This window comes from Grimontia sp. SpTr1 (genome assembly GCF_947387585.1).
GTDB lineage: Bacteria > Pseudomonadota > Gammaproteobacteria > Enterobacterales > Vibrionaceae > Enterovibrio > Enterovibrio indicus.
Genome location: NZ_CANDOD010000007.1, coordinates 179,892 through 192,019, shown reverse-complemented (window position 1 = coordinate 192,019; position 12,128 = coordinate 179,892). Strand labels below are relative to the sequence as shown.

The following is a 12,128-nucleotide window of genomic DNA, read 5'->3' as shown; positions in this document are numbered from 1 at the left end:
GATTCAGCGAGATTGGCTGGCGTTGTGATCGCGGCGTTCCTTTGCAGGTGTAGTCATCTCCATCAAAAAGGAACAACAAAGAGCACGGCGTCAGTCAGCTCGCCCTAAGGGAGGGCCTCAATGCGCCCACTTCTTCGTTAAATTCCACGGAAATAGAACGACTATTCCTCGCGAAATTTGCCTCGAATTGAACGCATTGATGACCTCTGAATTCAAGTATCTTCAGGTCGTTTGGGTATAATCATTTAACCCAACTCTATGAAGATAAAATGAATAAGTGGGCAACATTATTTGGGGCGATGCTGTTGACGGGGTGTGTGGCCACACCGGATCCGGGTAGCGAAAAAATCACCGTCTTGTGGGGTGATGCATTAGAAATGCTGCATTGTGAAGATAAAGGCGTCGTTGTCGGCTCTCAGGGGCATTGGTACGACTATTGGCTGATTGAAGATGGTGTGCTGACTCAGGGCGCGGTGAATGAATTGCGTAACAAAGCGATGCTGCTGGAAGCGGATACTGTTCTACTGTATGCGCCAAAACCTTTCTCTACATCGGTCACTTTTCTGGCTAAAGCGTATCGCTGTCATCCGTAAAGCACCATCACGAAAATCAGTAGTGCGCTAAATGCTGCGGTGGTTTCCAAATGTGGAAGCCACTTTTTAATCTCTTGAGATATCGAGTGGTCTTCCACTTTCCCGGCAATGCCTTGTCGTGTCCAGCGTTGTACGTTCGGGTGAAAGAACAGGTATACCTTCACCAGAGAACCTACCATTTGCTCATACCATAGTAACACCACAAAGATGGGGTGAAATTGCCCTGACTGCACCGAAATCAGCATCACATTTAAACTTCGCGTAGCAGCCACCCAGAACAGATAGGCAATGACAACCTTGGGTCCAATGAGTGCTGCAACAAATATCGCCAGTGACGGGCCAATCAGGGTCGTCCACATGCTGATCCGTTGATCTAACAGACAGAGCCACAAAAACAGGCCAGCTTTGCGTGGACCGAGTTGGATAGCACGGATATTACTGCGGAGCATATTGCCGTACCAACGGGTCATCAGTGAGATACTGGTACCCAAGAAACTGCCTGAAGGAGCATCTTCCAGGCAAGTTACCGCCATGTCTGGAATGTAGAGCATTTTCCAGCGCTCCTTGAGCACATAAAACCAGGTGCTTTTATCGTCCCCGGTTAACATACGGATTCTGCCGTAACGCCAGTGTTTAACGTGGTCATAGCGCAAGCTTTCGATAAAGTCGGGAGACAGCGCCATGGAGGCGCGAAATGCTGAAAAGCGGCCTGTCAGTACCAAAACACGATAGGTCAGGCTGAGTGAGCTCATATAGAAATGGCGTTGTGCCATGCGCTGACGATACCATTGTCGGGTGAGGGAACTGCCTTTCACGATGGGCTTATTGTGCGTCGTCACCGCGCCAAGATCGTGATAGCGCATCAGAAACCCTGAGACTTTTGCCAATATACCTTCAGGGACCACAGTATCCCCATCCATCAGGATCAACACGCTGTCTTTGGAAACGGGGCGGTCTTCCGCCAGGAGAGTCAGTGCATCTGCCATGGTGTTACGCTTGCCGGTACCGTCCTGATCGATAATGAACAGAGTGACAGGAACCCGTTGTTTGAGCTTGTCGAACTGGGATTCAATGATACCGATATCGGCTTCGTCGGTAACACAAGCAACCGCGCGGCATGCAACGCCAAAGTTCCCAATCTCATCAATCAATGCTTTGAAGACGGGTGCACTGATCTCTGGTGTGGTGCGGTAACAGGGGATCACCACCAATATCTCGCTCGGTTTATGTGTCATCTCCGCCAAGCTGGAAATCACCGGATAACGAACATATTGGTAATAGAGCCCACGAAGTAGGTGAATGGATTTCCAGCCATAGCGCCACAATCCGATAAAGCCAAGCGTGTAAACTACCTCTTCCTGAACCGGGACATCAGGCAGAATGATATACAACCCCCAAAGCCCCAGAAGCAGGGTCGCGAAGAACAGCCACCAAAGGATAGTGATATGCCGAGGATCCTGGCGATGGAAGTTCTTGATGAAAAGGCGATCGACATTCATAGGTTGAACCAGTGTTTGAAGACATCTTTCCAACCCACTGTTGCAATCACAGTGGCGGGCTCATTCACTATGGTCGTCTCGGCACCTTGCTGTGGCACAACTTTGATCAGCGTATATTGATTAAGCCTTGGTAAGGTTTTTGGCAGGCCGCTCAATGATTCGCCTTCTTCGTTATAGATATCCGCATTGGCGGCGCTGTAGAACTGCACATGCTCTATTGTGCCGATTTGTTTTGTATCGTTACTGGCAAGTTTGTATTCCACTTCCATACCGATTTTGAGCAGTTCTGCTTTTTCGAGTGGCATTAATGCCAGAATCGAGCGTTGACCTCGGTCAGGACTGGGTGATGGAGACAGCTCAAAAATAGCGGTACCCGTTTGTACGATTTGACCATCACGGGCGTTGATAGCAACGATGTAACAATCGCAGGGTGCATAGGCCAACCCGCGGGTTTTCAGTCGTTCGATTTCTTCAAGAAGCTTGTCTTTTTCAGCGATCAAGATGTCGAGCTGACTTTGCGCTTCAAACGGGGATTTACCACTGATTTGCGCTTCTTTGGGTGGAACACCAAGCAAAATTTGATCTAATTGGCTTTCGATGGCTTCGATTTCGGCATCAAGTGAAAGGAGGTCTCTTTTGATTTCGAAAGTTTCAACGCGCTCCAGTTCACGTGTCACTGAGTCGACACTGCCTTTTCGGAAGCCCCTATCATACAGCTTTAAGATTTTCTCGCGGGTTTGGAGCTCTTCTGTCAATAAATCCTTTTTTTCAGAGAGTAGCTGAAGCTCTTTGAAAAGTTGGGAGTTGTAACGAGCCACCGACTCTCTACTTTGACGAAGCACGGTTTGTAAATAGTTAATCTGACTGTTGACCTTGTCCAGCTCTTGCTTGTCTTTAGCGAGCAAGTCCGTGCCTTCCTCGGTAAAAACGGAAAACAATAGGTCGCCTTCTTTGACTTGTTGACCGGGTTTGAAATCTGAAAGGTTTAATACACCGTTGTTATAGCTTCGTTGGGAGAGTACGGGTTGGCTTACAGCAGCATGCTGTGAGGTGATGTTGAGAATACGGGACTGCACCATCAAGGCGGCAACGGTAATGATCGCGACTGAAATTAAGGCAACGAGTGCGAAACGCCACCAGTTTTGCTGCATGCGCTGAACTTCTTCTTCGTGCAGCTGCGCTTTAACGCCGTAAGAGGTGACACTTTCCAGTGAAATCGTTTCACCAGTGAGGTAGGTATCGACTATCGATTGCAGCGTTTTCTGGTGACCGGAGTTTAGCGAATAGAACTGGCAACCCATTGCATAACCGCTTTCGCTGGCACGCATCACTTCAAATTGCATGGGGGTTGAGAAGCGTCCGACAGGGAGCTCAAAGCACAAGTGCCCATGGTGCTTATCGCCTTTCTTTCCAGGATAGAGGTTATCATCAATAGAAAATCCACCCACGCTCCATTCCTTGGTGGGATATAGGACGCCATCGATTTCAACTTGTGCCGGAAACTCAATGCGTGGAAATTTCCGCGCACCGGAACGGGACTGAAACGTGTGGATAGACCCTGTGTTGATAGCCGCTACTCCCATGTTGCCTCCTTGTTGGGCTACGCCTTGACTAGGAAACTGCAATTGTCGCGCCAGCAAGACAAAGTTGAACTTGCAAGGCCATCGACTCAAAAAGAAGAACTAATGATAAGTATATAAGTAATGGCGACTTTTGGGAGGAAAGTGCAGCATCTACGGGGGCTAATGATTACCTTCAGAGCTGATTACCTTTTAGATATGACTGAGAAATCTGCGGCTTGCTCTCCCGACTCATCAAAAACGGGTGCTGCAAATTGAGAATCGAAAATCCTAATTTTCGCAATATGAGGAATAGTTGGACAGGAGGTGTGGATAATTCTGGCACAACAAGAAAGCGACTGAACAGCCGCTTTTTGTCTATGTAGGTAGCCACCAGTTTAAACTTGGGTGGCGCGCTCGAGATGGAATAGGTGTATTTCGTGCAGGATTCGCTCAGAGATAATCTCTGAGATGATGCCATCAAAGCGGCTTTGCAGATCCTGAATAGACGGGATCATCTGCATGACGCCAGCTTCATTTTCTTCCGTGATTTCCATGTCCAGACTCAGGTCACAATCGAGCGTGGCGATGAAAGGCTTCATGCGCTCCATGATGCAATTGACCATATATTCATTAGAACTGAGTTGATTCAACTCCTCGCGAATCATCTCGGTCATGGGGCTGTTTTGAGGTTCACAGCGCGAACCCCCCTCGGCAGGGAAAGGAATGACTGTCGGCATAGCGTAATCTCTTTAAAATATATAATAATTATAGGTTTCCGCCTTTAGGCGGTTTTTCTTATTTGTTGAATAGTTTAATAAAACCAGCCATGTTGACCAGTAGCCGCTTAAGATAGTGGAGCTCGGTTTGCAATCTTAATAAAAAGAATGCAAATAGCGACCATTTTACACTTGCACAATCGCAAATGTTCTACTACGCAGAAACAAGAGATCAACCGCCGCTAAGGCTTACTGGCAGACATCCGCTCACAGAGCAACACGGATCCTCTCTGGATTTTTTCATACAGCTCGTCAGGTCGTGGGTTGCCGTCAAAATTGTATTGCTCCATTGCTTTGCAATCGCTAGAAAAATCGACAGCACCGACCATCAAGGCTGCCCCTTTCATCTTGTGGGCGATTTTCTTCACATCGACAAAGCGATCGTTGTCCCAAGCTTCGGCTAACGCATTCATATCGCTTTGCTGTGTGGAAAGGTAGCGATCCACCAACATGCTGATAAGCTCAGGATCATCCCCCGTACTCTCTTTGAGTGTCGAGAAATCGAAAGGATCGAGTGTTTCGTTTTCGACTTCTGTTTGTTGTGGTTGAAGCTCCGCAGCAGTTGAGGCTGGTGATTGTGATGGCTGAGAAGGTTCTGCGATGGCAGCAACAGAAATGTTTTCAGAGCTGGGCTCCGGCTCTGGTAGGAAGCTGTTCATCATCACAATCAAGTCGTGTTGTTTAAAGGGCTTGGCAATGTACTCTGTCATGCCTGCTTCAAGGCACTTCTCGCGATCGCCACTCATGGCGTTAGCCGTCATGGCGATAATCGGTACTTCCGGTAACTGGTTTTCAGATTCCAGCTGGCGGATTTTTCGCGTGGCTTCAAAGCCGTCCATCACTGGCATTTGGCAATCCATAAAAATCATGTCATAGCGATTGGACATAAAGCGTTCAAAGGCAATGGAGCCGTTATCAGCAAGTGTGGTTTTACACCCAAGCTTGGTCAGAACGGTATTGATAAGTTCCTGATTGACAGGGTGATCTTCCGCGATGAGCACAGACAACCCTTGCACATAGAGACTGGTGCCGGCATTGCGCTCAGCTTTCTCCTGTTGGGTCATCTTGCGGAATATTTGTTCACGCGTCAGACCTTGGGCATCCAGTGCGATAATCGTTGTCAGTGTGTGATGAATGGTTTCGATGTTAAACGGTGAAGTGAGAGCCGCTGAGATTGCTTCTGTATTCTTCGTCAATACACCGCGTATGTCGGCCAGATAGATAACGGTATGAGAGTGGCTCTGTGACGTCAGAATTGTTTTCAGTTTTTCAAGGGAGACAGTGTGGTCAAGCAAGGTGACGCTGAAACCGCCTGATTGTAATGCTGTCGATGCGGCATTTTCATCTCTGGCAACGGTGACGGCCAATCCCAATATGTTGAAGTATTTCTGGAGATTGGTGACTTGGCTGACACTTCGGGAAATCAGTAGCGTGTTCACACCTTTCAATGAGATTGAGTCTGAAGAGAGCTGTTCACGTGGTTTGTCAGGAATGTTGACGGTAAAACGTGCGCGGAAAGTTGAGCCTTGTCCAATGTCACTCTTGGCTTGAATATCGCCGCCGAGAAGGTCCGTAAATTTACGGCATATGGGCAGGCCAAGCCCTGTTCCCTGATAACGGCGTTTGCTGGAGCTATCTATCTGGGAGAAGTTTTCAAAAACCTTATCGAGCTGGCTTTGGTCAATACCGATGCCAGTATCTGTTACCTTAAGTTCGATGTCGCAAGTCGCACCATGGCGACGGATTTGAGTAATGGATACGTCCACGTAGCCACTGTCGGTGAACTTTGCTGCGTTACCCGCCAAATTCACCAAAATCTGCCTGAGTTTGGAAAAATCAGACGTGATAAACCGAGGGAGCGTAGGGTCCGTATAAGTGGTAAAACTCACATTGTCTTTCACCCTTGGCGCAACGATATTCGTAACGTTCCCAATCAGCTCGTGGACGCAGAAGGTTTCCTCCCGCAAAGACATCTTACCCGCTTCAATCTTTGACAGGTCTAGCACGTCATTGATGATGTCCAGCAAGGCGTTTGCCGACACCGTAATCGTGTCGTTGTAATGTCTTTGTTCATAGGAAAGTTGGGTGTGAGAAAGCACTTCAGACATCCCGATGATGCCGTTTATCGGTGTGCGGATCTCATGGCTCATCATGGCAAGGAAGTTTGATTTGGCTTCATTGGCTTGCTCAGCATCGTCTTTGGCTTTGACCAGTGCTTCATTCACTTCTTTGTTAAGCTGGGTTTGGCGGTTGGAATACAACATGCTGCAGATGCTTTTTACAACAGGCGCAATCCAGTTGATGAGCTCTTCTGTGTAGGGCTCTTCACGGCCTGCCAGTACAATAACGCCGACCTCTTCACCCATGGTCACCAGTGGCAGTAACGCATAGTGTTCAAAGAATTCGTTGTTCTCACTCACTACCTCTTTATGAAGAGATGAAAATTCTGTGCGCTTGAGCTGAATGGAGGATTCGGCATAAGGCAGCAGTTGGATTGGCAGCCCTGTGAATTCATGATTGAGATTGGTGGTCTGGTGCTTGAAAAGCACCTCTTGCTTGCCCTGTTTGACCGACAACATTGCCGCGAGTTTGCTGTCGGTAAAGGTCGCTAATACCACGAGTGCTTTTTTGAACGAGCGCTCGGAGTTACCCGTGGTCATGTACATATCCTGAACGGAATTGAACACGGAATAGAGTGCGTTACTGCGGCTGAGCTTTGCTTCCATACGAGTACGTTGGGTAATGTCCCGCACGTTCATCACGACGTAGTCCTGATCGCCGATGCGCTGTTTATTTCCGATAAGTTGGAGAAACAACGCATCTTCGCTTCCCCCCTGGAATATTTTGCTGGCCTCTTCGTTTTCCAGTGCGTTTTGATATACCTGTTTAATGGCGGCCAACAGCTGCGCATTGATATCTGTGTAAAGGGTGTTTAATGGAGCGCCGCCTTCCGGGACATTCGGCAAGTCAACCAGCGTAGATGCGCGATGGTTGACGGTCATCACGTTGCTGCGGTTATCAAACACGATCACACCATCGGCATAATTTTTTAAGATGGATTCCAGATATCGCTTGGTAAAACCAATCCCCAACAAAGAGTTGGCGTGCTTAATAAGAAAAAGGACAAATGCCGCTGTGACCACTAGAAACGCGACGGAAAGGTAATTACGGGTATAGGACACCGCGCTGAGCGCGCTGCCGGCATCAAACTCAATCACCAACCCTATTGGTAGCTTGTTGTGCCACATCCATGCGCCGATCGATGGGTTAGGCAGCTGACCTTGATAACCTTCTGCATTGACCCGGATAACTTTGTCCGAACGGTAAAGTAAGTCAGATGGTGTCTTCCGCTGCCTTTTAGCCGTCTCTATCGATGTTGGTAACAAAGACAAATTTTTTTTTGCGGGCGCAATTACCTCGCCATTATTGTTGACGGCAAAAGCAATACGGGACGGAATGATTTCCTTGCTGAAAAACAGTTTGTCAAAGTCAGTGCTTTCCCTTGATGCGAACAGGATAACTGGCGCTCTGTCTTTAGTGCCATTAGAAAAAGCAACGGCCATAAAAACTTCAGTGTTAGATTTTATGTCGTTGGATATGTGAGGCGGCGTTACAAACAAATCACGGTGCCTGACCATACGGGCAATGTCAGGGTAAGCGTTCTTCGCGGTGTCGGAAAACTCATAAGCCAGCTCGAGAAGGATTTCTCCACTGGGTGAAAACAAGGTGACTTCATCAAGAGAGAAAGAATCCCGGTATAGCTCAAGGATTTTCTGGACTTCCCCCGCATTGGTGAGTGCGTCTTCGCTGAATACTCCACCTATATCCAGTGCTTGGAGCAACTGTTTGTCAGTAGCAATGATTTCCAGCTCGCGTTCGCGGTGATGGTACCAGTCATCCACAGAAGCGCTGAGGTTGCTGACTTCAGTGCTCAGGAAGTAGGAAAGTTTTTCCTGCGTATCTTGATAGATCGAGCGGTAAAACCACACAAAAGTCAGTAACAGGATGATGATAACGATACCCCCGCTCAGGAAAAGCTGAGCTAGCGTATAGCGTGATTCCTGACTGGCCAGGCGGAGGTTGTTAGCCATTTAATCCTCATCAAGTCTGCATTTCAAAGATGGACTTGTATTTGGTGTCTTCTTGAACGACGTGTTTTACCCACCAAAAGCGCAGAAGTCGGAAAAAATCGGTTTTGTAGAAACTAGGATCTGCCTGACATTTAAGCACCACAAACTCAGCCTGTTTGATGAGGCGCGCATGCATGTCTTTGTGCATTTTCAGCCTCGGGTAGTCAGCTTCTATGAGCAGGGCTTCTTCCTGCTCGATGTGGTGTTTGACGTAATGTTGAAAACGCCTGGCAATGTCTTCGTACTCGTTACCTTCATGGTGATTCACCACAAGGTCATAGGTATCGTTAATAATGGCGAGCAGTTCCTTGTTGCTTTCATCCAACTCGTGATGACCAACGGTAAATCGGTCTTGCCATTTGATGAATTTCTTGCGGTTATCTGGTTCAGGCTGTCCCTCCGCAGCGGGTGGGATAATCGGCTCCTGTGATAAAAACTCTGGCGGGATTGGAGCCTTGTGCTCATGAATAACCTCATCGACCTCTTTGAGTATCTCATCGGTAAAAGCGACGGTGCCATTCATCTGGAATGCCGTGGATTTTGCGGGGTCTTGCTCATACATCGAAAAGTAATGCTCAACAGTTTTCTTGGGTTTGGCTTGCAATGAAAGCTGGTTGATGCGTTCCTGAAGCGATTGTCTGTTGACGGGTTTAACCAGAAAAGCATCAACATCGAAAGCGATACATTGGGCAATCACATTCTCGGATGCATTGGCGGTCAGAATGATGATGGGAATATCATGAGGCAGGCCATAGCGCCCACTGCGGATCAGCCGCAGCATTTCAAGGCCATCAATAGGCTCCATCTGCAAATCCGTGATGATGAACGATGGACGTTCATGGTAGAGCTTGGAGATTGCATCAGCGCCATCAATAGCCATGATGCAATCATTAAAGCCGAGAGACTTCGCCATAATCGCGATGGTCTCCCGGATCATTTCATGGTCATCAACAACTAAGCACTTTTCCAGCATTTACAACCCCGTCAAACATATACTCTCCCTTATTAAGGAATAGTCTAGAGGGCTGATTTTTCAATGAAAGAGAGGCTGGTTTTAAAAATGAGATTATTAATTCTGATACAGATCTCGTTAGCGGATTAACCAGAAGAAAATCATTGAAATTACGACCGTTTTCAGAGTGCTGAGACGCATCAGGCTGAGTATACATACGAACACACCCGCCAACAGGAAAGGATTGTCGAGTGATATGTCGATGTTTCTTTGAGGGAAAAGAACAATGGGCACGACTAACGCGGTGAGAACGGCGGGTGCTGAATACTTCAAAATTCTTTGCATCACTGGTGTGACCCGGAAGGGAATGCTCTGAGCGAGAAAGAAGTAACGAACTGAAAAGGTAATACAGGCCATGCCAATGATCAGAAGCCAGGTATTCATTTGCTTTTCTCCCCATCTTTTTTGCTGCGAGTGGGCATAACGCTTTCACACACAAACCCTGCCATCATGCCTGTTAGGGCAGCGGCGATGAGTGCATTGCCAAAACCTGCCAGTGTAAATATCGTCATGGCTGCAAACGAGACCAACACACAAACCAAGACGGGAATATCTTTGATGCTTGGAATAACCAAAGCGAGGAAAGTCGCGGCGATGGCAAATTCCAACCCTAGTTCTTCGATGTTCTCAAACTGGGTTCCACCGAGGACACCCAATAAGGTGGCAAGATTCCAGCACAGATAGAAAAAGGCGCCACTGAACAAGGCGTAGTGTTTATCAAATTGACCCGTCTTCTCTATCTGAGCTGCACACAGTGCATACATCTCGTCGGTCAAAAGAAAGCCGAGAGCAACCCGCCATCTAAAGGGTAACTGGCGGATGTACTGGCGGAAATTCACCGAGTAGAGCAAATGGCGGGCACTGATGACGAAGGTGGTACCAAACAAGGTGCTCCCTGGCACCCCAGCCCCCATCATGGTAACGCCGGAAAGCTGCGCAGCACCGGCAAAAACAAACAGTGACATGGCTTGTGCCTGCAAAGGAGTTAATCCCATTTGGACGCCCAGTGAGCCACAGAGCACGCCCCATGGGATCACCGCCACGCTGAGCGGAAACATTTCAGCGCAGGCGCTGAGCCAAACTCTATTCTTCATGGTTAATGCGGGATTGTCCTTGTTCATGCGAATCCTTCGATTTATCCGAATGCGGGAGAATGCTTTCAGTTTTATCAGCGAGCCGAATCGAAGAATTGCACAAAATTGCTTTCTGGTATTGCTTAGGCGTGACGCCAATTGCGCGGCGAAAATGACGGTGGAAATGGCTTTGATCGTGAAAGCCGCATGAAATTGCGCAGTCGGCAAGACTCAAACCGTTTTTCATCATGTGTTGCGCCCGGCGGACACGTTGCTGGATTTGGTATGCGTGTGGCGGCAAGCCGTAACGGGCTTTGAATTGTCTGACTAAGTGATAAGGGCTGACGCCAGAAAGCTCACTAAGGGTTTCCAGACTCACGGTTTCTGTGGCGTTTTGATGCAGGTATTCCCTGACCAAATCGAGTTTAGGGCCAATCTTGACGATGTCTTCTGGCAACTGCGGGCGCTTGTTAAACCGACACGTCAATGAAAGCAACACATGATGGGTGAAGGTTTCAGTAAGCAGTGGGTCTTCATTGCTTCGCAGCAGCGAGAAAAGCATTAGGAGTTGGTTGGACAGTTTGGGGTCTTCTTCAACAGCGAAGGGGAAATACGGAACTTTGGAAGCCAGCCCAAGATCTTTGGAAACCGACTCGAATTGCGCCTCAGTAGGGTACATGGCTTCATACGTCCAGCCACCTTCAGTTGCAGAGTGGCCATCATGAACTTGGTCCGCATTAACAAGAATAATGCTACTGGCTGGCGCGACGTGATAACCACCGGTTCGCCAAAAACGCTGCGCGCCCTTGCGAATGACACCGACGGTATAACCCTCATGCGTATGGCGGGAAAAAGCTTGTTTTTCGTAGGTGGCTTCCAACACCTCCAAGCCGCCTAAAAGAGGGGACGATTCAAATTTCGCGCGTTCCATTGCACTCCTTGCTTCACCCAAAGAAGGATTGGGTTACCAGAATCTTAGGAGTATACCGAAAGCGGCCGAGAAAAATTTGTACAAAATTGCGATAGCGGCAGCGAGCGAAATGAAAAATTTGGTATTCAGATAAAGAAAAAGGACGCCACGAGGGCGTCCTTTCAAATTCTCTGCGAGAAGAAAAATTATGCTTTTTCTACGTTTGCAGCTTGTGGGCCTTTTTGGCCTTGTTCGATTTCGAATACTACTTTTTGGCCTTCAGCCAGAGTTTTGAAACCTTCGCCAGTGATAGCGCGGAAGTGAACGAAAACGTCTGGGCCATTTTCTTGCTGAATGAAACCAAAACCTTTTTCTTCGTTAAACCACTTCACGGTACCGGTAGATTTAGACATGTTGTCTCCTGAATATATTTCCATTTGTAACATTGCGCGAACGCATTAAGACCTTTTATTAATGAATCATTTATGGTGGCAAATGTAGCGAATAGCTTCAGGACAACTTACTTTTGCGAAGGTAGGGTGTAACGAAGTTTTCAATTGCAGCATAAAGAGC

Annotated in this window: 10 protein-coding genes; 1 reads left to right on the top strand and 9 read right to left on the bottom strand. The window is 47.9% G+C overall.

Annotated features, from left to right (window positions below; translation table 11 throughout):
- Positions 1 to 269 precede the first annotated feature (269 nt).
- The gene (locus QL223_RS12485; protein WP_002536794.1) at positions 270 to 593 is read left to right on the top strand and encodes a DUF4156 domain-containing protein; all 324 of its coding nucleotides are present in this window, start codon (positions 270 to 272) and stop codon (positions 591 to 593) included.
- On the opposite strand, the gene QL223_RS12480 is transcribed toward QL223_RS12485, so the two are convergent.
- The 9 genes from QL223_RS12480 to QL223_RS12440 all read right to left on the bottom strand — a co-directional run bounded on the left by QL223_RS12480 (position 584) and on the right by QL223_RS12440 (position 11,968).
- Positions 584 to 2,092, bottom strand: a complete 1,509-nt coding sequence (locus QL223_RS12480; RefSeq protein ID WP_002536795.1) for a glycosyltransferase — start codon at positions 2,090 to 2,092, stop codon at positions 584 to 586. The genes QL223_RS12485 and QL223_RS12480 overlap by 10 nt on opposite strands.
- Positions 2,089 to 3,675 carry an HlyD family efflux transporter periplasmic adaptor subunit gene (locus tag QL223_RS12475; protein WP_281544931.1) on the bottom strand — a complete coding sequence of 529 codons (1,587 nt, stop codon included), beginning with the start codon at positions 3,673 to 3,675 and terminating at the stop codon, positions 2,089 to 2,091. Before QL223_RS12475 ends, QL223_RS12480 begins: the two co-directional genes overlap by 4 nt.
- A gap of 374 nt (positions 3,676 to 4,049) precedes the next feature.
- Positions 4,050 to 4,391, bottom strand: a complete 342-nt coding sequence (locus QL223_RS12470) for a hypothetical protein (RefSeq protein ID WP_039849645.1) — start codon at positions 4,389 to 4,391, stop codon at positions 4,050 to 4,052.
- 221 nt (positions 4,392 to 4,612) lie between these two features.
- Positions 4,613 to 8,521, bottom strand: coding sequence for a response regulator (locus QL223_RS12465; protein WP_281544930.1), 3,909 nt, complete (start codon positions 8,519 to 8,521; stop codon positions 4,613 to 4,615).
- A 10-nt stretch (positions 8,522 to 8,531) separates the two neighbouring features.
- Entirely contained in the window at positions 8,532 to 9,533 is a 1,002-nt protein-coding gene (locus QL223_RS12460) for a response regulator (RefSeq protein ID WP_281544929.1), read from the bottom strand.
- Between the two features lie 117 nt (positions 9,534 to 9,650).
- On the bottom strand, positions 9,651 to 9,956 hold the full coding sequence (locus tag QL223_RS12455; RefSeq protein ID WP_002536800.1) for an AzlD domain-containing protein: 306 nt from the start codon (positions 9,954 to 9,956) through the stop codon (positions 9,651 to 9,653).
- Positions 9,953 to 10,693 carry an AzlC family ABC transporter permease gene (locus QL223_RS12450; protein WP_281544928.1) on the bottom strand — a complete coding sequence of 247 codons (741 nt, stop codon included), beginning with the start codon at positions 10,691 to 10,693 and terminating at the stop codon, positions 9,953 to 9,955. The genes QL223_RS12455 and QL223_RS12450 overlap by 4 nt, the downstream gene beginning before the upstream one ends.
- On the bottom strand, positions 10,656 to 11,576 hold the full coding sequence (locus tag QL223_RS12445) for an AraC family transcriptional regulator (protein WP_281544927.1): 921 nt from the start codon (positions 11,574 to 11,576) through the stop codon (positions 10,656 to 10,658). The genes QL223_RS12450 and QL223_RS12445 overlap by 38 nt, the downstream gene beginning before the upstream one ends.
- Positions 11,577 to 11,761: 185 nt before the next feature.
- Positions 11,762 to 11,968, bottom strand: a complete 207-nt coding sequence (locus QL223_RS12440; protein ID WP_002536803.1) for a cold-shock protein — start codon at positions 11,966 to 11,968, stop codon at positions 11,762 to 11,764.
- Positions 11,969 to 12,128: the final 160 nt, after the last annotated feature.

Excerpts from the sequence above, each read along its gene's own strand:
- QL223_RS12485 (WP_002536794.1), top strand. The coding sequence starts at position 270 with ATGAATAAGTGGGCAACATTATTTGGGGCGATGCTGTTGACGGGGTGT.
- QL223_RS12480 (WP_002536795.1), bottom strand. The coding sequence starts at position 2,092 with ATGAATGTCGATCGCCTTTTCATCAAGAACTTCCATCGCCAGGATCCT.
- QL223_RS12475 (WP_281544931.1), bottom strand. The coding sequence starts at position 3,675 with ATGGGAGTAGCGGCTATCAACACAGGGTCTATCCACACGTTTCAGTCC.
- QL223_RS12470 (WP_039849645.1), bottom strand. The coding sequence starts at position 4,391 with ATGCCGACAGTCATTCCTTTCCCTGCCGAGGGGGGTTCGCGCTGTGAA.
- QL223_RS12465 (WP_281544930.1), bottom strand. The coding sequence starts at position 8,521 with ATGGCTAACAACCTCCGCCTGGCCAGTCAGGAATCACGCTATACGCTA.
- QL223_RS12460 (WP_281544929.1), bottom strand. The coding sequence starts at position 9,533 with ATGCTGGAAAAGTGCTTAGTTGTTGATGACCATGAAATGATCCGGGAG.
- QL223_RS12455 (WP_002536800.1), bottom strand. The coding sequence starts at position 9,956 with ATGAATACCTGGCTTCTGATCATTGGCATGGCCTGTATTACCTTTTCA.
- QL223_RS12450 (WP_281544928.1), bottom strand. The coding sequence starts at position 10,693 with ATGAACAAGGACAATCCCGCATTAACCATGAAGAATAGAGTTTGGCTC.
- QL223_RS12445 (WP_281544927.1), bottom strand. The coding sequence starts at position 11,576 with ATGGAACGCGCGAAATTTGAATCGTCCCCTCTTTTAGGCGGCTTGGAG.
- QL223_RS12440 (WP_002536803.1), bottom strand. The coding sequence starts at position 11,968 with ATGTCTAAATCTACCGGTACCGTGAAGTGGTTTAACGAAGAAAAAGGT.